Raw genomic sequence first — 24,171 nt, forward strand, 5'->3', positions numbered from 1 at the left:
CGCAGCCCCCGGATGTGACCCGTTCCGCACCCCGGCCGCACGGACCGGCCTCCAAACACGGGCCCGGATGTCTGCGAGGCGTCCTAGACTCGTGAGGCGATGAGCAGCCTCTTTGACGACAGCTTCCTGGCCGGTCTCCAGAACCACTCCTCGGAGGAGCCCCCGCACCGCCCCGAGGACGACGAGCACGGCTCCCCGGCGCCGGAGGAGGTCCCGCACGACCTCTTCGGGGAGCACTTCGACGCGCCCCCGCCCCGGGACGCGTACTACCGCGACGGCGCCCCGCGCCCCGTCGTGGACCCCGCCGCGCTCCTGGAAGGGCTGAACGAGCAGCAGCGCGCCGCCGTCGTGCACACCGGCACCCCGCTGCTCATCGTCGCCGGCGCCGGCTCCGGCAAGACCCGGGTGCTCACCCACCGCATCGCCCACCTCCTGGGCACGCGGCACGTCCACCCCGGCCAGATCCTGGCGATCACCTTCACCAACAAGGCCGCCGGCGAGATGAAGGAGCGCGTCGAGCAGCTCGTCGGCCCGCGCGCCAACGCCATGTGGGTCATGACCTTCCACAGCGCCTGCGTCCGGATCCTGCGCCGCGAGTCGAAGAGGCTCGGCTTCACCTCCTCCTTCTCGATCTACGACGCCGCCGACTCCAAGCGCCTGATGGCCCTGGTCTGCCGCGACCTGGACCTCGACCCGAAGAAGTTCCCGCCGAAGTCGTTCAGCGCCAAGATCTCGAACCTCAAGAACGAGCTGATCGACGAGGAGACCTTCGCCGACCAGGCGCAGGACGGCTTCGAGAAGACGCTCGCCGAGGCGTACCGGATGTACCAGGCGCGGCTGCGCGAGGCCAACGCCCTGGACTTCGACGACATCATCATGACGACGGTCCACCTGCTCCAGGCGTTCCCCGACGTCGCCGAGCACTACCGCCGCCGCTTCCGCCACGTCCTCGTCGACGAGTACCAGGACACCAACCACGCCCAGTACACCCTGGTGCGCGAGCTGGTCGGCACCGGCTACGAGGACCTCGGCCCGGCCGAGCTGTGCGTAGTGGGCGACGCCGACCAGTCGATCTACGCCTTCCGGGGCGCCACCATCCGCAACATCCTCCAGTTCGAGGAGGACTACCCGGACGCGACCACGATCCTCCTGGAGCAGAACTACCGCTCCACGCAGACGATCCTCTCGGCCGCCAACGCCGTCATCGAGCGCAACGAGTCCCGCCGCCCCAAGAACCTGTGGACCAACGCGGGCGAGGGCGCGCGGATCACCGGCTACGTCGCGGACACCGAGCACGACGAGGCGCAGTTCGTCGCCGACGAGATCGACCGGCTCACGGACGCGGGCGAGGCCAAGGCCGGGGACGTCGCCGTCTTCTACCGGACCAACGCCCAGTCCCGCGTCTTCGAGGAGATCTTCATCCGCGTCGGCCTGCCCTACAAGGTCGTCGGCGGCGTGCGCTTCTACGAGCGCAAGGAGGTCCGGGACGTCCTCGCGTACCTGCGCGTCCTCGCCAACCCCGAGGACAACGTCCCGCTGCGCCGCATCCTCAACGTCCCCAAGCGGGGCATCGGCGAGCGCGCCGAGGCGATGATCGACGCCCTCTCGCTCCGCGAGAAGATCACCTTCCCGCAGGCCCTCAAGCGGGTCGACGAGGCGTACGGCATGGCCGCGCGCTCCGCGAACGCCGTCAAGCGCTTCAACGCGCTCATGGACGAGCTGCGCACCGTCGTCGAGTCCGGCGCCGGACCCGCCGTCGTCCTGGAGGCCGTCCTGGAGCGGACCGGCTATCTGGCCGAGCTCCAGGCCTCGACCGACCCGCAGGACGAGACCCGGATCGAGAACCTCCAGGAACTCGCCGCCGTGGCGCTGGAGTTCGAGCAGGAGCGCGGCGAGGAGCCCGCGACCCTCGCCGAGTTCCTGGAGAAGGTCGCGCTCGTCGCCGACTCCGACCAGATCCCCGACGAGGACGAGGAGGGCCGGGGCGTCATCACCCTGATGACGCTGCACACCGCCAAGGGCCTCGAATTCCCGGTGGTGTTCCTGACGGGCATGGAGGACGGCGTCTTCCCGCACATGCGCGCCCTCGGCCAGACGAAGGAGCTGGAGGAGGAGCGCCGCCTCGCGTACGTGGGCATCACGCGCGCGCGTGAGCGGCTCTACCTCACCCGCTCGGCGATGCGCAGCGCCTGGGGCCAGCCCTCGTACAACCCGGCCTCGCGCTTCCTGGAGGAGATCCCGCCCACGCACCTGGAGTGGAAGCGGACCGGTCCGATGGCGAAGCCCGCCGGGCCGACCTCGGGCATCACCTCCTCGCTCTCCTCCTCCCGCGCGCGCTCCGGCCCCTCGGGCTTCGCCACGCGGCGGGCCGGCGAGAAGCCGGTGATCTCGCTCCAGGTGGGCGACCGGGTCACGCACGACCAGTTCGGCCTCGGCACGGTCACGGCGGTGACCGGCACGGGCGCCGACGCCCAGGCGACGATCGACTTCGGTGACGACAAGCCGAAGAGGCTGCTGCTGCGGTACGCGCCGGTCGAGAAGCTGTAAGCGGGTACGTGGACACGGAAGAGGGCCCCGACTTCGGTCGGGGCCCTCTTCCGTGTGCCGGTGGAGCGATCAGCTCGTCGGGTCCAGGCCGTGGCTGCGCAGCCACGCCAGCGGGTCGATCGCGTAGCCGCCGCCCGGCCGGACCTCGAAGTGGAGGTGCGGACCGGTGGAGTTGCCGGAGTCGCCCGAGTACGCGATGACCTCGCCGGCCTTCACGGAACCGGAGCGGATCTTGGCGCTGCTGAGGTGGCAGTACCAGGTCTCGGTGCCGTCCGGGGCGGTCACGATCACCATGTTGCCGTACGCGCTGTTCAGCTGGGTGCGGACGGTGCCGTCCGTCGCGGCCATCACGGGCGTGCCGTTGAACACGGGGAAGTCGATGCCGGTGTGCACGGACATCCAGTTGACGCCCGACTGGCCGAAGCGCGCGCTGAGCCGGTGGAGCTTCACCGGCAGCGCGAACTTGGGGCGCATCGCCTCCTTGCGGATCGCCTCCTCCTCGCGCTTCTTCTTCTCGGCCTCCTGACGGACCTTGAGGTCGATGCGCTCCTGGGCGCGGCTGGCGCGGCTGCCGAAGTCGCGGGCGTCGGTGGCGAGGGCGTCGAGCTGGGTGTTGAAGGCGTTGTTCGCTGCGACCGGCTTCACGGCGTCCGGGGCGGCGGCGAGCGCGGTCGTGTTGTCCTTCTTCTCGCCCCCGGCGCCGGTGCCCGGGAGCCCGCCGACGGACGCGGCGGCGATGCCGGCGACCCCCATGACGCAGGCGGAGGGGACGGCGACGGTCAGCAGCGCGGACCGCTTGGCGGGAGTACGACGCCGGCCGCGACCGCCGCCGGAGGAACGGCGTACGGGGCGGCCGGCGGCGGGAGCGTCGGTGCGGACCTCGACGGCGGGCTCGTCGCGGGGCTCGTCGTGGGGTTCCTCGTCGGTCCCGTAGGTGTCCTCGTACGAGGTCTCGGCGGCCTCGGCGTCTTCGAGGAGTTCGGCGTCCTCGGAGTCCTCGGCGCCGCCGGTCTCCGCCTCGGGCGCGTAGTCGAAGGAGAACTCGGCGGTGGGCTCGGGGAGTTGCTCGGACTGCGGGGTGTACTGGTGGGGGACGACCGGCTCGGGCTCCGGAGCGGCGTGGTTCCACGCGGTCGCGTCGTAGGCGCCGGTCTCGGTCGCGAAGGCGGGGGCGGCCCACTGGCCGCTGCTGTCGTAGGCCTCGTAGCCGTACGTGCCCTGGGCGGCGTACGCGCCGGAGTGGGCGGTCTCGTACCGGCCGGTGTGCTGGGCCTCGGTCCAGGCGGAGGCGTCCCACTGACCGGTCGTGTCGTACGGGTCGCTCGCCCCGTACGGGCCGGCCGTGCCGTACTGGCCCGTCGTGTCGTACCGGCCGGTCGTGTCGTACTGCGCCGCGCCGGTCTCGTAGGAGTCGGTCGTCGGGTAGGCGCCGGTCGCCTCGTAGGAACCGCCGGTCCCGTAGGAACCGCTGTTCTCGTGGACGGGCGTCCCGTAGGCGGGGGTTCCGACGTTCCACTGCCCCGAGGTGTCCCACTGGCCGGTCGTGTCGTACTGCCCGGCGGTGCCGAGGGTTCCGGTGGTGCCGTACTGACCGAGGTCCCACTGGCCGCTGTGGTCGGCCCGACCGGCGGGGTACGTGCCGAACAGCGGGTCTGCGGCGAAGCTGCCAGTGGTGTGGGCGTCGTCTCCGACGTACCCGGCGTGGGGGTGCTGGTCGTTCACCAACGTCTCTCTCGCCTCGGCAGCAGGACCAGTCCGGGGCGGCCCGACGAGGGGTGTCCCGGGGGTAAGCAGTGGCGCGACTGTACCCGGCGGTATGCGCGGCGGACAATCTTCGGCGGGGTTTGCAGCCGTAGGAAACGGGCAATCGGTCGCGTTTCACCAGCTCGTGGAGACACCTTTGGCCTTGTGTTCGAGAAACGTTCGAACAGGGGTGTCGCGTGGTCGGACGGCACACGTGTTGACGACGGTGATGTCGTGTGATCGGACGATCGCGGGGCGTCGACGGAGCGGCCGGGCCTCCGGTCGGGCGACGGAGGGCGCGTCCGTCGGGCGATGGAGGACACGTCCGTCAGGCGGCCACGGAGGACACCTCCGTCATGCCACGGAGGACGCGTCCGGTTCCTCTCCCCGCCCGGCCTGGATCCCGGGTCCGTCGGCGTCGAGCGCTTCGCGGACCCCGGTGGCCACCGTCGGGTGCACGGGCAGCGCGAGGTGGCCGACCCCGCTGACCCGCACGTTGTGCACCACCAGGTCCGGGTGGTCGAGGCGGGCGGTCTCCACCGGCACCATCACCTGGTCGAGGTCGCTCCAGAAGCTCACGAACCTGGTCCGGCAGCCGGGCGCGGGGCCGGCCAGCTCCCGCAGCACCTCGGAACCGGGCCGCATCTGCCGCACCAGCGGATGGGCGGCGGCGAGCCGGGCCACGGTCGTGCCCGCGTGCGGGGTGCCGAGCGTGACCAGGGTCCGCACCCGTGCGTCACCCCCGAGGCACTGCACGTAATAACGGGCGATCAGCCCGCCGAGGCTGTGTCCGACGATGTCGACCTCGGCGTGTCCCGTACGGGCGCGGATCTCGTCCACCCGGCGGCCGAGCAGCTCGGCGGCGGCCCGCAGGTCGCACGTGAGCGGTGAGTAGTTGAGCGACTCGATCCCGTCACGGCCGTGCCGGGCGAGGGAGCGGCGCAGCAGGACGAAGACGGAGCGGTTGTCCACGAAGCCGTGCAGGAGCAGGACGGGGCGCCTGCCCCGGACGGACCCCTCGGGCGGCACGTCGGACGGGGCGGGCGAGAGGCGCTCGGCCACGATCCCGGTCGGGTAGAGGACGAGATGGCCGGTGAGGATCGCCAGCTCGAGCGCGGTGGCCTTCATCAGGGTGGTGACCTTGGCGAACTCCATGGCCGGCCTCCCGAACGGCATGCGGGGCCGGACGGCGTGGCCGGTGCGCCGCGCCCCCGCGCCGCACGGACGGCGGCACGGAGGCGCGGCGACCTCGTCGCGGCTCCCTTCGCGACCGGTCCCGCTGCGGCTGACGGGCCCAGGAGGAGGGCCCTGAAGCGGGGACGGCGCGGAGCGAACATGTCCCACGTGTGATTTCCCCCTCGCTCGCTGCCGCGAAACAGCCGCTTGCGGGATGCTGGGGATAACGTTCGTTCACCTCCCCGGCAAAGAAGCGCGGGGGTCGCATGTGGAGGCAGTGATGGGTGTGACCGGTCCGATCCGCGTGGTGGTCGCCAAGCCGGGTCTCGACGGCCACGATCGCGGGGCCAAGGTGATCGCGCGAGCGCTCCGGGACGCCGGTATGGAGGTCATCTACACCGGACTCCACCAGACGCCCGAGCAGATCGTCGACACGGCGATCCAGGAGGACGCCGACGCGATCGGCCTCTCCATCCTCTCGGGCGCGCACAACACGCTCTTCGCGAAGGTCCTGGAGCTGCTCAAGGACCGCGACGCGGAGGACATCAAGGTCTTCGGCGGCGGCATCATCCCGGAGGCGGACATCGCGCCGCTGAAGGAGAAGGGCGTGGCGGAGATCTTCACGCCGGGCGCGACGACGGCGTCCATCGTCGACTGGGTGAACGCGAACGTCCGCGTGGCCGCGTAGCGCTCGGGCCGCGTGGCGTACGGCCACGTGGTGCGCGAGCCGCGTGGCGCACGGGCCACACAGTACGCGGGCTGCGTAGCGCACGGGCCGCATGGCGTGCGGGCCGAGCAGCGCGCGGGCCGCATGGCACAAGGGCCGTGAAGCGTTCCGCCCCTCATCGTCCAGGGCCCTCCCTCGGGAGGGCCCTTCGCCGTCCGTGCGCCCTCAAGCGGGCGGTACGAGCTCGGCGCGGATCGACGCGCGCAGGCGGAGCGTGGAGACCAGGCGCTGGAAGGCCTCCGACCAGTAGCCGCCGGCGCCGGGGACGACGTCCTCCGCCTCGTCCGGACGGGCCGCCAGGGGTTCGAGGCGCCGGGCCGCCTCCGGGGCGAGGCAGCGCTCCGCGAGGCCCATCACCCCGCTGAAGCTCCACGGGTAGCCCCCCGCCTCCCGCGCGATGTCCAGCGCGTCGATCACCGCTTCGCCGAGCGGCTCCGCCCACGGCACGGCGCAGACCCCGAGGAGCTGGAACGCCTCCGACAGGCCGTGGGCCGCGACGAACCGGGCGACCCAGAGCGCCCGTTCCTCCGGGGACAGCATCGACAGGAGCCGGGCCCGCTCGGCGAGCGACGAGGTGCCGGGCCCCGTCGCGGGCGGGACCGCGGGCGAACCGAGCAGCGCCCGCGACCAGGCCGCGTCCCGCTGCCGCACGGCCGCCCGGCACCAGGCGGCGTGCAGCTCGTCCCGCCACTCGTCTGCGACCGGCAGGGCCACGATCTCCTCCGGGCCGCGCCCGCCGAACCTGGCCGGCCAGCAGGAGAGCGGCGCGGACTCCACGATCCGGGCCAGCCACCAGGAGCGCTCGCCCCGGCCCGCCGGAGGGACCGCCACGACGCCGTCCCGCTGCATCGCCGCGTCGCACTCGTGCGGCGCCTCGACGCCGATCGTCGGCACGTCGGCCGTCCGGTCGAGGCCGACGCAGGTCAGGGCCCGGGCCGCCATCCGGCCCGCGAGGGCGGAGGACGGCAGGGCGGAGAGGAGTTCGGCGGCGGTCGCGCGGACGTTCCGGCCGCGGTCGCCGAGGGCCGCCTCCAGGAACTCCTCGTCCGCGTCGGAGAGTTCGGCCCGCAGCGAGTCGAGGAACATCAGCCGGTCCTCGGCCCGCTCGGTGGCCCAGGTGGAGGCGAGGAGGGCGAGACCGGCGGCCGGATCGTCGTTCCGTACGGCGGTGAGCAGGGCGACCCGCTCGGCGAACAGGCCCTCGTCCCACAGGGCCCGCACCCCCTCCGCGTCCCGGAGGGACGGGAGGGAGCCGGCCGCCCCCGTGCCGCGGAGGGCGAACCGCCACTCGGGGTTGAGCCGGGCCAGCCACAGCCCGCGCGGTCCCGCGAACCGGAGGGCCGGAGGGCGCAGATCGGTGCGGGCCCGGGCCGCGTCGAGGAGTGCGGGCAGGGCGGCGGACGGCGCCTTGTACCCGTGTTCCTCGGCGAGGGCCAGCCACTGGGGGAGCAACTCGGCGAGGTCGGGCGCGGTTCCGCGCCGCCCGGCGGGCGCGGGCGCGGTCCGGCCGGCGAGCAGTTGGTCGAGGCGCCGCCGGGCCGCCTCGGGCAGCGGCGCGCGCGGGTCCTCGGGGGCGGGCTCCGGCGGGGGCGCGGCGGGCCCGGGTCGCAGCCCGGCCCTGCGCCGTACGGTGTGCAGCGCGGCGGCGTCGAGCAGCGCGCCCGCCGCGTCACCACCCCTCATGTCACCGCCCAGCACGTCACCGCCCAGCACGTCACCATCCGTCACCTCGCCATCCATCACGTCGCCGTGCGCCGTGCGCGCGAGCCGGGCGGGTTTCCGTCGGTCCGTCCCGAGCAGCGCCGAGGTGACGAGCTCCTCCCAGAGACGGTCGGAGGCGGGATCCGGAGCGGGCGTGGTCGTGGTGGTGTCCATCGGGCTCCTCCGGTCGGTGGTCGATGGTCGGTGGTCGGCGATCGGCGATCGGTGGTCATCGGGCGTCGGGCGTCGGTCGGCGGGCGGTGTTTCGGTGACTGGTGGTCGGCGGTGCCGACGGCGGCGGGGCGGGCGCGTACGAAGTCACGAAGTCACGGGGTCACAGGGTCACGGGGTCATACGAGCGGGACCGTCTCGGCCGGGGCCTCCGGCGACCAGGCGGCGAGCGGGGTGAACCCCCGGTGCCCGCACTCCCCGAAGACGGTCACCGGAGCCCCGCCGGACAGGGCGACGAGCCGCCACAGCCCCGGGCGGGACTGGGCGTCGGGCGTCAGGGGCAGCGCCTCGCGGCCGTCCGCGTCGGCGAGCTGCCAGCCGTACTCCGCCCGCGCCGGTACGACCCCGCGCAGCGTCACCGGCCACGCGTCCAGCCACGGGTCCTCGCGCAGCGCGCTCCCGTACGCGTCGAGGGCCGCGCCGACCGGGCCGCCCGGCGGCGGGGCCGCGGGACCGGCGACCGGGGTGAAGCGCTCGCCCGGCTCCGCCCGCAGCTGCCCGGAACCGGTGTGCGGGGTCAGCTCGCCGTCGAGCACCGCGCCCACGGGAAGGGACAGCCGGGGCGCCCGGCCCGCCGCCCCGTACGAGAGCACGAGCGCCGTGCGCCCGCAGGCCGTCCCGTACAGCCAGACGCGCCGGGTGGTCAGCCGCGCGTCGCCCGTGTCGTACTGCGCGAGGACGAGCCAGTGGTCGCGGACCGGGGCCCCGGCGACCGGGGACGGGAGGCCGACCCGGGTCCGTACGGTCGTCGCGAAGGGCGCGGGCAGCCGGTCGGCGGTCAGCCAGGCCCGGTCGAGGAGGTGGGTCAGCGCGCACTCCTCCAGGAGCCGCACGGGCCAGCCGGGCCCCGACCCCGGTATCGCCCCCAGCTCCCGCACCCGGCCCGCGAGACCGGGCGCCTGGGCGTCGACCATGCGGGCCGCCGTCTCCTCCCACAGGCCGTATCCGGACTGCCCGGCCGCCGCCAGGCCGCCGCGCAGCAGGTCGGTGAGCCGCTGCTCCAACTCCCGCGCGCCCGAGGTGATCCGTGCCGCCCGCCGCTCGGCCCTGCGACGGGCCGCCTCGGGATCGGCCACCTCCCCGACCGCCCCGGGACCGGCCACCTCCCCGACCGCCCCGGAATCGGCCCCGCCCCCGACCGCGTCGCCGTGCTCGCTTCTGCTCCCGCCCCCGTCCCCCGTGCTGCGCGAAAACCCGTCAGGAGCCGGTGCCGGCACCGGCTCGATCGTCGAACGCACCCCCATGCCTTTCATGTCCACGACGGTAGAGGGCGCCACTGACAATGCCCTTGACCTGCGAATTCGTTGTGCAGCAGGGGAGTTGAGGGAAGGTCAGGAGGAGGCCGGGGTGTGTCGGTCCAGGAGTGACGGGGTGAACCCGGAGGATTTGACTTTACCCTCCCTTTACGATTCTCTGCGCGGGATCCACGATCGACTCCACGCATCAGGGGGACCCTCATGAAGCGCACCGCCCGCACCGCCCGCACCGCCGTCTCGGCCCTCGCCGTCACCGGTCTCGCCCTCGGCCTCGGCGCCTGTTCGGAGGCCGCCGAGAAGGCCGTCGAGCAGGCCGACAAGTCCGTGAACGAGACCTACGAGGTCACGTACGAGGTCACCGGCAGCGCGATCGAGTCCATCGACTACCACGCCGGCGGCGGCACCGCCCTGGAGCCGAAGATCGAGTCGGAGAAGAAGCCCGCCGCCCCGTGGAAGAAGACGGTGACGCTGAAGGGGATCATGCCGCCGGCCGTCATGCCGGTCTCGCTCAACCCCTCCGACCTCACCTGCAAGATCACCTACAACGGCAAGGTCATCAAGGAGGCCAAGGCCGAGCAGGCGATGGCGGGCGGCTGCGTCGCCGTCTCCCCGGTCGTCGGCTGATCCCCGGCGGGGGGCGGGCCCCTCCACCCGTGGAGGGGGCTTCTCACCGGCGGGCGGACCCCTCCAACCGCCCCCGACCAGCGCCGACATCGGATTGTCAGTGCCATGGTGCACGGTGGATCGCACAGCAGGTCGAACGATCTGGAGGGGGATCCATGCCCGTGCCCGAAACCATCGCGAAGCCCGGTGACGGTGCCGAGACGGACACCGCACCGGGCCTCCCGCAGACCTCCACCGAGGTCCTGCGGCCGCACGCCGAGCACGCCTTCGCCGCCGAACTCGCGGCGCTCGCCGCGGCCGACGACCGGCCCCGGCCCGCCCGCTGGCGCCTCTCGCCCCGGGCCGTCGCCACCTACCTCCTCGGCGGCACGCTCCCCGACGGGACCGTGATCACGCCCAAGTACGTCGGCCCGCGCCGCATCGTGGAAGTCGCCGTCACCACCCTCGCCACCGACCGGGCGCTGCTCCTCCTCGGCGTCCCCGGCACCGCCAAGACCTGGGTCTCCGAGCACCTGGCCGCCGCCGTCAGCGGCGACTCCACCCTCCTCGTCCAGGGCACCGCCGGCACCCCGGAGGAGGCGATCCGGTACGGCTGGAACTACGCCCGGCTCCTCGCCCACGGCCCCGACCGGGACGCGCTCGTGCCGAGCCCCGTCATGCGGGCCATGTCCCGGGGCGCGACGGCCCGCGTCGAGGAGCTCACCCGCATCCCCGCCGACGTGCAGGACACCCTCATCACGATCCTGTCCGAGAAGACCCTGCCCGTCCCCGAACTGGGCGAGGAGGTGCAGGCCGTCCCCGGCTTCAACCTCATCGCCACGGCCAACGACCGCGACCGGGGCGTCAACGAGCTCTCCGGCGCGCTGCGCCGCCGCTTCAACACGGTCGTGCTGCCGCTGCCCGCGACCCCCGAGGACGAGGTCGACATCGTCGCCCGGCGCGTCAAGCAGCTCGGGCGCTCCCTGGAGCTGCCGGTCCCGCCGGACGGGGCGGCCGAGATCCGCCGGGTCGTCACCGTCTTCCGCGAACTGCGGGACGGCGTCACCACCGACGGGCGCACGAAGGTCAAGTCCCCCTCGGGGACGCTCTCCACGGCCGAGGCCATCTCCGTCGTCACGGGCGGCCTCGCCCTCGCCGCCCACTTCGGCGACGGCGTCCTGCGCCCCGCGGACGTCGCCGCCGGCCTCCTCGGTGCCGTCGTCCGCGACCCGGCCGCCGACCGGGTCGTCTGGCAGGAGTACCTGGAGACGGTCGTCCGGGAGCGGGACGGCTGGAAGGACTTCTACCGCGCCTGCCGCGAGGTGAGCGCATGAGGACGTCCGCCGCCACGACGCCGCGCACTGCCGTGGCGACGTCCACCACCGTGATGTCGTCCACCGCCACGACGATGTCCAGCGCCGCAACAGCATCCGCCGCCACGACGCCGTCCATCACGACGACACCGTCCACCCCCGCCGATTCGCCCGCCGTCGCAGCCCCGCACCGGGCCCTCGTCCCGCGCACGTCCCCGGGCGGGCCCTTACTGCTCGGAGTGCGGCACCACGGGCCCGGCTCGGCGCGGGGGGTGCGGGCCGTGCTCGACGCGGAGCGGCCCGCCGCGGTGCTGATCGAGGGGCCCGCCGAGGCCGACGCGCTGGTGGAGCTCGCGGGGGACCCGGGCATGCGGCCGCCCGTCGCCCTGCTCGCCCACGCCGTGGACGACCCCGGGCGGGCCGCGTTCTGGCCGATGGCCGAGTTCTCGCCCGAGTGGGTCGCGATCCGCTGGGCCCTGGACCGGGGCGCCGCCGTCCGGTTCGTCGACCTGCCCGCCGCCCACACCCTCGCCGCCGACCCCACCTGGGACGAGAGCGAGGAGGTCGCCGGGGACGGGGTGCGGATCGACCCCGTCGCGGAACTGGCCGCGGCCGCCGGGTACGAGGACGCCGAGCGCTGGTGGGAGGACGTCGTCGAGCTGCGCGGCGACGGCGACCCCGCCGCCCCGTTCCGGGCCCTCGCCGAGGCCATGGGCGCCCTGCGCGAGGCGTACGGGCACGGCGGCCACCCCCGCGACCTCGTCCGCGAGGCGTACATGCGGCTCCGGCTTCGTGCGGCGAGGAAGGAGTTCGGGGACTCCGTCGCCGTCGTCTGCGGCGCCTGGCACGTCCCCGCCCTCGCCCTGCGCACCACCGTCGCCGCCGACCGGGCCCTCCTCAAGGGCCTGCCCAAGGTGCGGACCGGGACGACCTGGGTCCCCTGGACCCACCGCAGGCTCGCCCGCCGCTCCGGCTACGGCGCCGGCATCGAGGCCCCCGGCTGGTACGGGCACCTCTTCACCGCCCCCGACCGGCCCGTCGAGCGCTGGATGACCCGGGTCGCCGGGCTCCTCAGGGCCGAGGACCACCCCGTCTCCTCCGCCCACGTCATCGAGGCCGTCCGGCTCGCGGAGGCCCTCGCCGCCTTGCGCGGCCGCCCGGGTCCCGGCCTCGACGAGACGACCGACGCCGTCCGCGCCGTCCTCTGCGAGGGCTCCGACGTGCCGCTCGCCCTCGTCCGGGACCGCCTCGTCGTCGGGGACGTCCTCGGAGAGGTGCCCGACGGCGCCCCCGCCGTCCCCCTCCAGCGCGACCTGACCCGGCGACAGCGCTCCCTCCGCCTCAAGCCCGGGGCGGAGGAGCGCGAGCTCGCGCTCGACCTGCGCAAGGAGACGGACGGCGACCGCAGCCGCCTGCTGCACCGGCTGCGGCTCCTCGGCGTCCACTGGGGCGAGCCGGCCCCCGGCCGGACCGGCACCGGCACCTTCCGCGAGACCTGGCGGCTGCGCTGGGAGCCCGAGCTGCACGTCCGGGTCGCCGAGGCCGGCGTCTGGGGCACCACCGTCGAGACCGCCGCCACCGCCCTCGCCGAGGCCCGGGCCCGGACCGCCACCGCCCTCGCCGACGTCACCGCCCTCGCCGAGGACTGCCTCCTCGCCGGGCTCGCCGACGCGCTCCCCGCCGTCATGCGGGCCCTCGCGGACCGGGCCGCGCTCGACACCGACGTCGTCCACCTCGCCCGGGCCCTCCCGGCCCTCGCCCGCGCCCTGCGCTACGGCGACGTCCGGGGCACCGACACCGCCGCCCTCGGCGAGGTGGCCACCGGGCTCGCCGAGCGGATCTGCGTCGGCCTGCCGCCCGCCTGCGCCGGACTCGCCCCCGACGCCGCCGCGCCCCTGCGGGAGCGGATCGACGAGGTCCACCGGGCCCTCGGCCTGCTGCCCGACGCCACGGGGACGCGCGAGCGCTGGACCGGCGTCCTGCACCGGCTCGCCGCGCACGACCGGGTGCCCGGCCTCCTCCGGGGCCGGGCCGCCCGGCTCCTCCTCGACGAGGGACGGACCACCGACGCCGGGGCCGCCCTCCTCATGGGCCGCGCCCTCTCGCCCGGCACCCCGCCGCCCGACGCCGCCGCCTGGATCGAGGGCTTCGCCGGCGCCGCCTCCGGCGGCGGACTGCTCCTCGTCCACGACGAGCGCCTCCGCGGCCTCGTCGACGCCTGGCTCACCTCCGTACCGGCCGAGGCGTTCACCGACGTCCTGCCCCTGCTGCGCCGCACCTTCTCGGCGTACGAGCCGGGCGTGCGCCGCACCCTGGGCGAGCTGGCCGCCCGGGGCCCCGGGACCGGCGGCCCCGGCGCCTCCGCACCCGGCGCGCCCGGCTTCGACCCCGTCCCCGACCGGGAGCGCGCGGACGCCGTCCTCCCCCTCCTCCACCTCGTCCTCGGCACGGAGGCCCCCGTATGACCCCCATGACCCCCATGACCCCCATGACTCCCGTGACCCCCATCACCCCCATGGCACCCGCGGCCCCCACGACCCGTACGAGCGACGACCCGAGCGCATCCGTCCCCACGTCCCCCGCCCCCGCACCCCCCGACCCCACGTCCCCCGCCCCCGCGCCCCCCGACCCCATGCCCTCCGACCTCGCCGAGGACGAGCGGCTGCGCCGCTGGCGGCTCGTCCTCGGCGGGGGCGACGCCGACGGCACCGGACGCGCGCTCACCGGGACCGACACCGCCGTGGACGGAGCCCTCACCGCCCTCTACGGCCGGAACCCGGACGACCGCGACCGCGACGGCACCGGGCGGGGCCGTACGGCCGGGCTCGGCGCCTCCGCGCCCTCCGTCGCCCGCTGGCTCGGCGACATCCGCACGTACTTCCCCGCCCCCGTCGTCCAGGTCATGCAGCGCGACGCGATCGACCGGCTCGGCCTCGCCGCCCTCCTCCTGGAGCCGGAGATGCTGGAGGCCGCCGAGGCCGACGTACACCTCGTTGGCACCCTCCTCTCCCTCCGCGAGGCCATGCCCGAGACCACCCGGGAGACCGCCCGCGCCGTCGTGCGCAAGGTCGTCGCCGACCTGGAGGAGCGCCTCGCCGCCCGCACCCGCGCCACCCTCACCGGCGCGCTCGACCGCTCCGCCCGGACCAGCAGGCCCCGCCACCGGGACATCGACTGGGACCGCACGATCCGCGCCAACCTCAAGAACTACCTGCCCGAGCACCGCACGGTCGTCCCCGAGCGGCTCGTCGGCCACGGGCGCGCCTCCCGGGCGGTGCGCAAGGAGGTCGTGCTCTGCGTCGACCAGTCCGGCTCCATGGCGGCCTCCGTCGTCCACGCCGCCGTCTTCGCCGCGGTCCTCGCCTCCCTGCGGACGGTCGCCACCCGGCTGCTCGTCTTCGACACCGCCGTCGTCGACCTGACCGACCTGCTCGACGACCCCGTCGACGTCCTCTTCGGCACCCGGCTCGGCGGCGGCACCGACATCGACCGCGCCCTCGCCCACTGCCAGGCGGGCATCACCCGCCCCGCCGACACCGTCGTCGTCCTCATCAGCGACCTGTACGAGGGCGGCGTCCGCGACGGGACGGTGAAGCGGGTCGCGGCGATGAAGGCCGCCGGCACGCAGGTCGTGGTCCTGCTCGCGCTCTCCGACGAGGGCACCCCCGCCTATGACCGCGACCACGCGGCGGCCCTCGCCGCGCTCGGCGTCCCGGCCTTCGCCTGCACCCCCGACCTGTTCCCGGAGATCATGGCCGCCGCCCTGGAGAAGCGGCCCCTGCCGATACCCGCCGGCTGACCCCCGGCGCGCGCCCCCGGGGTGCGGAATCCGTCGTCGCGGACCACTCGCACGGGTGGACGGAGAGCGACTGAGTTCCATATCACAGCGGCCCCCGGAGGCCCCTCACTCCGCCGCTCCGCGCGCCGTGAGCCGCCGGGATCCCGGGCCCCGCCTGCCACGACCGCTGCGGGCGGCCCTCCCGCGACCTCCGCGGACCGTCCCGCCGTCCTCACGCGCTGTGACCCGTATCACCGCTCTCCTGTGATCTGCGATTTAGGGACCCACGGCACACGGCGATAACCTGCGAGACGGACATGCCGCGTCCACGGACACCGTGTACGCCTCCCTTGTGACAGAGCAGTCACGTTGCCCTCCGCGGCACGCCCACGCAGACAACGAACCGCGATCATCAGAAAAGGGACGGACGCGCGTGGACCTGTTCGAGTACCAGGCGAGGGACCTCTTCGCCAAGCACGGTGTACCGGTGCTGGCCGGTGAAGTCATCGACACGCCTGAGGCGGCGCGCGAGGCCACCGAGCGTCTTGGCGGCAAGTCGGTCGTCAAGGCGCAGGTGAAGGTCGGCGGCCGCGGCAAGGCCGGCGGCGTGAAGCTGGCGGCGAACCCGGACGAGGCCGTCGCCCGCGCGACGGACATCCTCGGGATGGACATCAAGGGCCACACGGTCCACAAGGTGATGATCGCCGAGCTGTCCCCGGAGATCGAGGCGGAGTACTACGTCTCGTACCTCCTCGACCGCACCAACCGCACCTTCCTCGCGATGGCGTCGGTGCAGGGCGGCATGGACATCGAGGAGGTCGCGGAGAAGACCCCCGAGGCCCTCGCGAAGGTCCCGGTCAACGCCGTCGACGGCGTGAGCATCGAGAAGGCCCGCGAGATCGTGGCCCTGGCGAAGTTCCCGGCCGACGTGGCCGAGGGCGTCGCCGAGGCCCTGGTGACCCTGTGGAAGACCTTCGTCGCCGAGGACGCGCTCCTCGTCGAGGTCAACCCGCTGGTGAAGACCAAGGACGGCCGCATCCTGGCCCTGGACGGCAAGGTGTCTCTCGACGAGAACGCCGACTTCCGCCAGCCCGAGCACGAGGCGCTCGAGGACAAGGCCGCAGCCAACCCGCTCGAGGCTGCCGCCAAGGCCAAGAACCTCAACTACGTCAAGCTCGACGGCGAGGTCGGCATCATCGGCAACGGTGCCGGTCTGGTCATGTCGACCCTGGACGTCGTCGCGTACGCCGGTGAGAACCACGGCGGCGTGAAGCCGGCCAACTTCCTCGACATCGGCGGCGGCGCCTCCGCCGAGGTCATGGCGAACGGCCTGGAGATCATCCTGGGCGACCCGGACGTCAAGTCCGTGTTCGTCAACGTCTTCGGTGGCATCACCGCCTGTGACGAGGTCGCCAACGGCATCGTCCAGGCCCTGGAGCTCCTCGCCTCCAAGGGCGAAGAGGTCACCAAGCCGCTGGTCGTGCGCCTCGACGGCAACAACGCGGAGCTGGGTCGCAAGATCCTGTCGGACGCGAACCACCCGCTCGTGCAGCGTGTGGACACCATGGACGGCGCGGCCGACAAGGCCGCCGAGCTCGCGGCTGCGAAGTAAGGGACGAGGTCAGAACACCATGGCTATCTTCCTGACCAAGGACAGCAAGGTCATCGTCCAGGGCATGACCGGTGCCACGGGCATGAAGCACACCAGGCTCATGCTGGGTGACGGCACCAACATCGTCGGCGGCGTGAACCCGCGCAAGGCCGGCACGACCGTCGACTTCGACGGCACCGAGGTCCCGGTCTTCGGCTCCGTCGCCGAGGCGATGAAGGAGACCGGCGCCGACGTCTCGGTCCTCTTCGTCCCGCCGGCGTTCGCGAAGGCCGCCGTCGTCGAGGCGATCGACGCGGAGATCCCGCTGGCCGTCGTCATCACCGAGGGCATCGCCGTCCACGACTCCGCCGCCTTCTGGGCGTACGCGCAGGCGAAGGGCAACAAGACCCGCATCATCGGCCCGAACTGCCCCGGTCTCATCACCCCGGGCCAGTCCAACGCCGGCATCATCCCGGGCGACATCACGAAGCCGGGCCGCATCGGCCTGGTCTCGAAGTCCGGCACGCTGACGTACCAGATGATGTACGAGCTCCGTGACATCGGCTTCTCGTCCGCCGTCGGCATCGGTGGCGACCCGGTCATCGGCACCACGCACATCGACGCCCTGGCGGCCTTCGAGGCCGACCCGGAGACCGACCTGATCGTGATGATCGGCGAGATCGGCGGCGACGCCGAGGAGCGTGCGGCCGACTTCATCAAGGCCAACGTCACCAAGCCGGTCGTCGGCTACGTCGCGGGCTTCACCGCGCCCGAGGGCAAGACCATGGGCCACGCCGGCGCCATCGTCTCCGGCTCCTCCGGCACCGCCCAGGCGAAGAAGGAGGCCCTGGAGGCCGCGGGCGTCAAGGTCGGCAAGACCCCGACCGAGACGGCCAAGCTGGCGCGCGCGATCCTCGCGGGCTGACGCCGCCGCGACCGCACAGCGAGTGGGCCCCGCCCCTCCCGGGAGACCGGGCGGGGGCGGGGCCCACTCGCGTACGGATCCACTCGCGTACGGATCCACTCGCGTACGGATCCACTCGCGTACGGATCCACTCGCGTACGGATCCATGCGGGTACGGACCACCCATGCGGGTACGGCGCGGGGGCGGCTATCCGGCCACCGGGACCAGTCGCTCGGGGCCCGGGTTCGGCTCGGAGCGCAGCCGGTCGCGGAGCTCCACGTCCTCGGGCCTGAGCTTCTCCGGGCCGCCGCGCACCGGCACGCCGTTGACGGTCTCGCCGGGCGCGTTCACCGGGACGTACCGGGTCGGCGCGGTCACCGCCGTGAAGCCGGTCATCGCGATGAGGACCGCCGTCACGCCGACCACCGCCCGCGTCCAGGTCCTGGTCCGGTGCTCGCTGCCGGTCCGGACCGCGCGGGCCGCCGGGAGCGCCGCCGCCGGCTCCTCCGCGACCAGCGCGTTCAGCCGCCGGTGCAGCTCCTCGGGCTCGGCGAGGTCGGGGTCCTTCCCGCCGAGGACCGTGCGCGCGTGCAGCAGCCGGTTGGCGGCGGCGGGGGTGCTCGCCTCCGTCTCGGCCGCCGTGTCCGGCAGGTCGAGGCCGAGACCGTCGTAGAGCAGCACGGTCCGGCGGTACGGCGGCGGCAGTTCGAGCAGTGCGGAGAGCAGCTCCTGCCCCCGCCGGCCCGCCTCGGCCGGTGCGGCGTCGGGGTGCTTGTGGGCGCGGCGCAGCCGGTGCCAGGGGGAGAGGGCGTACTCGTACGCCGTCGCCCGCACCCAGCCCACCGGGTCCGCGTCGACCGCGACCTCGGGCCAGCGCTGCCACGCCTGCTGGAAGGCGCGCTCGACGGCCTCCCGGGAGAGCGCCCGGCGCCCGGTGAGCAGGTACGTCTGGTGGACCAGGCCGGGCGCGGCGTGCGCGTAGAGCGCGTCGAACGCCTCCTCGGGGGTGAGCCCGCCGGGCTCGGCGGGAGCCTCGACAGGCGCAGCCGGCGACGCCGGTTCCGTCGGTGCCACCGGTTCCGTCGGCTCCACCGCCTCCGGCGTCTCCGGTTTCAGGCGTTCCGCCGGCATGGAGACCCCGTCGCCGGCCGGAGTGGCGGGCGGCCGGGAGGAAACCGGGGAGGAGGGGGCCGAAGGAGTGAGGGCGGACCCGGAAACCGCTTCCGCCCGCCCGGCGGGGTCCGGGGACGGCGGCGGGCCCTCGGGCCCGCACGCGCCGAGCAGTCTCGCGTACGCCTCGCGCTTGCGGCCCCGGGGCGCCGAGCGCCCGGCCTCCCACGCCTTGACCGTGGCTTTCGTGACGCCCATGGCCTCGGCGACCTGCTCCTCGCTCAGGGCGAGGGCCTCGCGCAACCTGCGCCGCTCCTTGGGGGTCGGCAGGGTGACGGAGGGGGTGGAATCCGCGGTGCTCCGGCTCATGGGCGTCGACCTCCCGCAGAGCTTCTCTGGGCGGAAAAGTACATAAACGTATCTTGAGCGACACAACGGATGTTTGCCTGTTACGCGGTGAAAGCGCGTGTCGTTGGGAGCATGGCCCCGTGACCCACGTGACCGAGCATCCCCTGGTCCAGGGCGGCCGCTCCGCCGCGCTCGCCGCCGCCTGCGTCCGGGGCGGGGTCGCCGCCGGACTCGGCCTCGGCGCCCTCGCGGTCCTGGTGATCGCGGCCTGGATCAGTTCCCCGTTCCCCGACGGCGGCCCCAACGACGTCCTCCACGCCGCCGCCGGGCTCTGGCTGCTCGCCCACGGCGTGGACCTGATCCGCACGGACACCCTCTCCGGCGTGCCCGCGCCCCTCGGCGTCGTCCCGCTCCTCCTGACCGCCCTGCCCGTCTGGCTCGTCCACCGGGCCGCCCGCGACGCCCTCGACCCGGGCCCCGGCGGCCGGGACCGGCCGCGCCCCTCCCCGAGCGGCGCGATCGTCTCGGTGGCCGGCGGATACCTCCTGGTCACGGCGGTGGTCGTGCTCTACAGCGAGAGCGGCCCGTTCCCCGCCGAACTGGTCACGGCCGGGCTCTGGCCGCCCGCCGTCGTCACCGGCGCGGCGGCCGCGGGGGTCTGGACGGCCCTCGGCCGCCCGTTCCCCGGGCAGCGGTGGGCGGTCCTGCCGCGCGCGGCGGGGCTCGGGCTCGTGACGCTGCTCGTCGGCGGCGCGGCGGCCGCCGCGGCCTCGCTGACCTGGCGCGCGGGCCGGGCGGAGACCGTCTTCCTGGGCCTCGCGGGGGAGTGGTCGGGGCGGACCGTGGTCCTGCTCCTCGTCCTGGCGCTGCTGCCGAACGCGGCCGTGTGGGGGGCCGCGTACGGCCTCGGGCCCGGCTTCGCCCTCGGTACGGGCGCCCTCGCGACCCCGCTGGGCCTCGCCGGGGACCCGGCCGTGCCGCCCTTCCCGCTCCTGGCCGCGGTGCCCGCCGAGGGGCGCGGCACCTGGCTCCACTGGTCGGTCGCGGCGGTCCCGCTGGTCGCGGCCGTGCTCCTGGGGCACCGGGTGGGCCGCTCGGCGCGGACCTGGACGGCCCGGGACACGGCGCTGACGGCGCTGGGCGCGGCCGGCGCGTGCGCGGCGGCCGTCGCCGCCCTCGCGGGAGCGGCGGGCGGCCCGCTGGGCTCCGGCCGGCTGTCCGCGTTCGGCCCGGTGGGGTGGCAGACGGGCGCGGCGGCGATGCTGTGGGGGACCTGCGTGGGCGTTCCGGCGGCCCTGGGGGTACGGGCCTGGGGCCGCCGTTCCTCGCGCCCGAAGCGCGTACCGGCTCCGGTTCGGGCTCCGGTGCCGACCCCGACCCCGATTCCGGCCCCGGCCTCCATGAGGGCGACGGACGAGGCGGACGCCGCCGACCGGAAGCCCTCCCGGGCGTGGACGCGGCGCCCGGCCCTGGCCTTCGGCCGGCTCCGGGGCCTCCTCCGGCGGACCGGAGCGGCTCCCGGAGCCCCGGGCCCGGACGGCGACTCGTACGGCGATCCGTACGGACGCTCCTGCGCCGGCCCGTACGGCGACCCCCTCGGCGACACCGGCTACGAGCCGTACGACTTCCTCCCGGCGTCCTGGGAACCCTCCCCGGAGCCGAAGCCGAAGTCGGACCCGAAGCCGGAGCCGAAGCCGGAACCGGAGCCTCAGCCGGATCCGAACCCGGACCCGGCTCCCGGCACTGAGGGCTTCGGGGGCTCCGAGAGCTCCGGGGGCTCCGGGGAATCCAAGGCCCCCGGCAAGTAGGCCCTGCCTACTCCCGCACCCCGAACGTCGCCCGCAGCGGCTTCGGCAGGAGTTCGTTGCAGGAGAGCCGGCCCGCCTGGGTGAGGGCGTCGTCGCGGCACTCGTAGAAGTCGCGGTAGACGATCTGCATGGTGAAGCCGCCCGCCACGAGCGCCAGGGCCATGCCCGACGCGACCAGACCGCTGATCGCGGCCGTCCGCATCGCCCGCACCGGGGCGGCCACCGGAGAGGCGCCCGGGCCCTGCGCCGGGGTCCGTCCCGAGGGCTGGGACGCCGGCTGTGACGTCGGCGACACCCCGCCGGTCCCGCCGGCCCCGTCCGCCGCCCGCTCCTCGCCCTGCTTCGGCCTGGTCCGCAGCGAGCTGATCGCCCAGTAAAGACCGAGGGCGCCGAGCAGCAGCGCCAGTTCCGGGATCTCGAAGAGGGCGAAGAAGAGGCCCCACATGCCGGCGAGGATCGCGTACCGCGCCCGCCGCTGCGCCGGGTCCGTCGGGTCCCAGCGGAGCCCCGGGCCGCGCCCGGAGCCGCCCTGCCCGGGACCGCCCTGGCCCCCCTGACCGCCCTGGCGCTCGGGTCCGCGCCCGAAGCCGTCCTGGGAGGGGCCCGGCTGGCGCGGGCTCCAGCGGCCGTCGGACGGGCCCGACGGGTCCGGGGTCCCGGACCCGTCGTCGTCCGGGCCCTCCGGCCGCCGCGGCTGCCACGGCTGATCCGGCCGCCCCTCGGGCGGCGGCGCGAACGGGTTGTTGTCGTCCGTGGACTGGCGTTCCGGCATCTGCTGAACGTCTTCCCTCTGTCGTCTCGACCACGGCCGCACCCGTGGTCTCCGCTGCTGACTCGTGCTGTCCGTATGCTGCCCGGTCCCCCGACCCGGCCCGGTCTCGGACCCTGACGCTACCGCTCTGCTCCGCCCCCGTCCCGTGGGGGCCGTCCGGTGTGCCGGTATCGTTGCTGACGGTCGAGCCATTCGTAGGGTTCCCCGTATCGAGCGGCACGATTCGTTCGTACGACCGCACAAACACCACGGAAAGAGTGACCCAGTGGCTGCCGCCCGCCTCGTCGTCCTGGTCTCCGGTTCCGGTACCAACCTCCAGGCCCTCCTCGACGCCGTCGCCGCCGACCCCGAGGGGTACGGCGCCGAGATCGTCGCCGTCGGCGCCGACCGCGACGGGATCGCCGGTCTGGAGCGCGCCGAGCGCGCCGGGCTCCCGACCTTCGTGTGCCGGGTGAAGGACCACGCGAGCCGCGAGGAGTGGGACCGCGCCCTGACGGAGGCCACCGCCGCGTACGAGCCGGACCTCGTCGTCTCGGCCGGGTTCATGAAGATCGTCGGCAAGGAGTTCCTCGCCCGCTTCGACGGCCGGGTCGTCAACACCCACCCGGCCCTGCTCCCCAGTTTTCCCGGTGCCCACGGGGTGCGCGACGCCCTCGCCTACGGCGCGAAGGTCACCGGGTGCACCGTCCACTTCGTCGACGACGGCGTCGACACCGGCCCGATCATCGCCCAGGGCGTGGTCGAGGTGCGGGAGACGGACGATGAAGCCGCTCTGCACGAGCGCATCAAGGAAGTCGAGCGCTCGCTGCTCGTCGACGTCGTGGGGCGTCTCGCCCGGCACGGCTACCGCATTGAGGGACGAAAGGTTCATGTCGGTGAACACGGACACCGTTAAGCCCATCCGCCGCGCGCTGGTCAGCGTCTACGACAAGACGGGGCTCGAAGAGCTGGCCCGCGGTCTGCACGAGGCCGGTGTCGAGCTCGTCTCCACCGGCTCCACGGCCGGGAAGATCGCCGCGGCGGGCGTTCCCGTCACCAAGGTCGAGGAGCTGACCGGCTTCCCCGAGTGCCTGGACGGGCGCGTCAAGACCCTTCACCCGCGCGTGCACGCCGGCATCCTTGCCGACCTGCGCCTGGAGTCGCACCGCGAGCAGCTCGCCGAGCTCGGCGTGGAGCCGTTCGACCTGGTCGTCGTGAACCTCTACCCGTTCCGCGAGACGGTCGCCTCCGGCGCCACCCCGGACGAGTGCGTCGAGCAGATCGACATCGGCGGCCCCTCCATGGTCCGCGCCGCCGCGAAGAACCACCCGTCCGTGGCGATCGTCACCAGCCCCGAGCGGTACGGCGACGTGCTCGCCGCCGTCCGGTCCGGCGGCTTCGACCTGACCGCCCGCAAGCGGCTCGCGGGCGAGGCCTTCCGGCACACCGCCGCGTACGACGTGGCCGTCGCCTCCTGGTTCGCCGACGACTACGCGGCGGCCGACGACAGCGGCTTCCCGGACTTCCTGGGCACCACGTACGAGCGGAAGAACGTCCTGCGGTACGGCGAGAACCCGCACCAGGGCGCCGCGCTCTATGTCGACGGCACCGGCGGCATGGCCGAGGCGGAGCAGCTGCACGGCAAGGAGATGTCGTACAACAACTACACGGACACCGACGCCGCGCGCCGGGCCGCGTACGACCACGACGAGCCCTGCGTCGCGATCATCAAGCACGGCAACCCGTGCGGCATCGCGATCGGCGCCGACGTCGCCGAGGCCCACCGCAAGGCGCACGCCTGCGACCCGGCGTCCGCGTTCGGCGGCGTCATCGCCGTCAACCGCCCGGTGACGGTCGAGCTGGCCGAGCAGGTCGCGGAGATCTTCACCGAGGTCATCGTCGCCCCGGCCTACGAGGACGGCGCGGTCGAGGTCCTGGCCAGGAAGAAGAACATCCGCGTGCTGCGCACCGAGGGCGCCCCGGCCAACCCGGTCGAGGTCAAGGCGATCGACGGCGGCGCCCTCCTCCAGGTCACCGACCGCCTCCAGGCCGACGGCGACGACCCGGCGAACTGGACCCTGGCGACCGGCGAGGCCCTCTCCGCCGAGGAGCTGGCCGAGCTGTCCTTCGCCTGGAAGGCCTGCCGCGCGGTCAAGTCCAACGCGATCCTGCTCGCCAAGGACGGCGCCTCGGTCGGCGTCGGCATGGGCCAGGTCAACCGCGTCGACTCCGCGAAGCTGGCCGTCGAGCGGGCGGGCGAGGAGCGGGCGCGCGGCTCGTACGCCGCCTCCGACGCCTTCTTCCCCTTCCCCGACGGCCTGGAGATCCTCACCGCGGCCGGCGTGAAGGCGGTCGTGCAGCCCGGCGGCTCGATGCGTGACGAGCTGGTCGTCGAGGCGGCGGCCAAGGCCGGCGTGACGATGTACCTCACGGGCACCCGCCACTTCTTCCACTGACGCGGATCCGCGCGACGCGAACGGCCCGCCGTCCCTCCCCGGGGCGGCGGGCCGTCCGCGTCACGTCGGCGGATCGGCCGATCGGGCGGTCTCTGTTCTAATGGACTGCTCTTCTGTCGACCGCCGG

General features: G+C 74.3%; 17 protein-coding genes. 11 read left to right on the top strand and 6 right to left on the bottom strand.

Annotated elements, in window-relative coordinates:
* Positions 1-99 precede the first annotated feature (99 nt).
* Positions 100-2,547: a DNA helicase PcrA gene (gene pcrA, locus ACWGSR_RS05885; RefSeq protein ID WP_453563798.1), complete on the top strand. Its 2,448-nt coding sequence runs from the start codon at positions 100-102 to the stop codon at positions 2,545-2,547.
* A 69-nt stretch (positions 2,548-2,616) separates the two neighbouring features.
* Here the strand turns inward: pcrA and ACWGSR_RS05890 are convergent, their stop codons facing one another.
* On the bottom strand, positions 2,617-4,269 hold the full coding sequence (locus tag ACWGSR_RS05890; RefSeq protein WP_453563800.1) for a M23 family metallopeptidase: 1,653 nt from the start codon (positions 4,267-4,269) through the stop codon (positions 2,617-2,619).
* A gap of 375 nt (positions 4,270-4,644) precedes the next feature.
* Entirely contained in the window at positions 4,645-5,445 is an 801-nt protein-coding gene (locus ACWGSR_RS05895) for an esterase/lipase family protein (protein ID WP_376232314.1), read from the bottom strand.
* Positions 5,446-5,746: 301 nt separating this feature from the next.
* On the opposite strand from ACWGSR_RS05895, the gene ACWGSR_RS05900 reads away from it, so the two are divergent.
* Positions 5,747-6,154: a cobalamin B12-binding domain-containing protein gene (locus tag ACWGSR_RS05900; protein ID WP_056552186.1), complete on the top strand. Its 408-nt coding sequence runs from the start codon at positions 5,747-5,749 to the stop codon at positions 6,152-6,154.
* A gap of 204 nt (positions 6,155-6,358) precedes the next feature.
* Here the strand turns inward: ACWGSR_RS05900 and ACWGSR_RS05905 are convergent, their stop codons facing one another.
* The gene (locus tag ACWGSR_RS05905; protein ID WP_453563803.1) at positions 6,359-8,068 is read right to left on the bottom strand and encodes a DUF5691 domain-containing protein; all 1,710 of its coding nucleotides are present in this window, start codon (positions 8,066-8,068) and stop codon (positions 6,359-6,361) included.
* 176 nt (positions 8,069-8,244) lie between these two features.
* A complete protein-coding gene (locus tag ACWGSR_RS05910; protein ID WP_453563805.1) occupies positions 8,245-9,378 on the bottom strand; it encodes an SWIM zinc finger family protein in 1,134 nt (377 codons plus the stop codon).
* Between the two features lie 204 nt (positions 9,379-9,582).
* Between ACWGSR_RS05910 and ACWGSR_RS05915 the strand changes: the two genes are divergently transcribed.
* The 6 genes from ACWGSR_RS05915 (at position 9,583) to sucD (ending at position 17,591) form a co-directional block, all read left to right on the top strand.
* Positions 9,583-10,005 (top strand): MmpS family transport accessory protein, encoded by a 423-nt coding sequence (locus tag ACWGSR_RS05915; protein ID WP_453563808.1) that lies wholly within the window; start codon positions 9,583-9,585, stop codon positions 10,003-10,005.
* A gap of 155 nt (positions 10,006-10,160) precedes the next feature.
* Entirely contained in the window at positions 10,161-11,318 is a 1,158-nt protein-coding gene (locus tag ACWGSR_RS05920; protein WP_453563811.1) for an ATP-binding protein, read from the top strand.
* 74 nt (positions 11,319-11,392) lie between these two features.
* Positions 11,393-13,762, top strand: coding sequence for a DUF5682 family protein (locus ACWGSR_RS05925; protein ID WP_453564201.1), 2,370 nt, complete (start codon positions 11,393-11,395; stop codon positions 13,760-13,762).
* A 167-nt stretch (positions 13,763-13,929) separates the two neighbouring features.
* Positions 13,930-15,096, top strand: a complete 1,167-nt coding sequence (locus ACWGSR_RS05930; protein ID WP_453564203.1) for a VWA domain-containing protein — start codon at positions 13,930-13,932, stop codon at positions 15,094-15,096.
* A 412-nt stretch (positions 15,097-15,508) separates the two neighbouring features.
* The gene (gene sucC, locus ACWGSR_RS05935; RefSeq protein ID WP_453563814.1) at positions 15,509-16,687 is read left to right on the top strand and encodes an ADP-forming succinate--CoA ligase subunit beta; all 1,179 of its coding nucleotides are present in this window, start codon (positions 15,509-15,511) and stop codon (positions 16,685-16,687) included.
* Between the two features lie 19 nt (positions 16,688-16,706).
* Positions 16,707-17,591 carry a succinate--CoA ligase subunit alpha gene (gene sucD / locus ACWGSR_RS05940; RefSeq protein ID WP_053641201.1) on the top strand — a complete coding sequence of 295 codons (885 nt, stop codon included), beginning with the start codon at positions 16,707-16,709 and terminating at the stop codon, positions 17,589-17,591.
* A 187-nt stretch (positions 17,592-17,778) separates the two neighbouring features.
* Here sucD and ACWGSR_RS05945 read toward each other — a convergent pair whose 3' ends face one another.
* On the bottom strand, positions 17,779-19,050 hold the full coding sequence (locus ACWGSR_RS05945; protein ID WP_453563818.1) for a sigma factor-like helix-turn-helix DNA-binding protein: 1,272 nt from the start codon (positions 19,048-19,050) through the stop codon (positions 17,779-17,781).
* Between the two features lie 119 nt (positions 19,051-19,169).
* On the opposite strand from ACWGSR_RS05945, the gene ACWGSR_RS05950 reads away from it, so the two are divergent.
* Complete coding sequence (locus ACWGSR_RS05950) at positions 19,170-20,837, top strand: cell division protein PerM (RefSeq protein ID WP_453563820.1); 1,668 nt, start codon at positions 19,170-19,172, stop codon at positions 20,835-20,837.
* A 7-nt stretch (positions 20,838-20,844) separates the two neighbouring features.
* Here ACWGSR_RS05950 and ACWGSR_RS05955 read toward each other — a convergent pair whose 3' ends face one another.
* Positions 20,845-21,609 (bottom strand): hypothetical protein, encoded by a 765-nt coding sequence (locus ACWGSR_RS05955; protein WP_453563823.1) that lies wholly within the window; start codon positions 21,607-21,609, stop codon positions 20,845-20,847.
* Positions 21,610-21,874: 265 nt separating this feature from the next.
* On the opposite strand from ACWGSR_RS05955, the gene purN reads away from it, so the two are divergent.
* Together purN and purH are read left to right on the top strand one after the other, a co-directional pair.
* The gene (purN, locus tag ACWGSR_RS05960; protein WP_030218228.1) at positions 21,875-22,504 is read left to right on the top strand and encodes a phosphoribosylglycinamide formyltransferase; all 630 of its coding nucleotides are present in this window, start codon (positions 21,875-21,877) and stop codon (positions 22,502-22,504) included.
* A complete protein-coding gene (purH, locus tag ACWGSR_RS05965; RefSeq protein WP_376232302.1) occupies positions 22,479-24,044 on the top strand; it encodes a bifunctional phosphoribosylaminoimidazolecarboxamide formyltransferase/IMP cyclohydrolase in 1,566 nt (521 codons plus the stop codon). The genes purN and purH overlap by 26 nt, the downstream gene beginning before the upstream one ends.
* The last annotated feature ends 127 nt before the right edge of the window (positions 24,045-24,171 follow it).

The organism is Streptomyces sp. NPDC055632, from assembly GCF_053618675.1.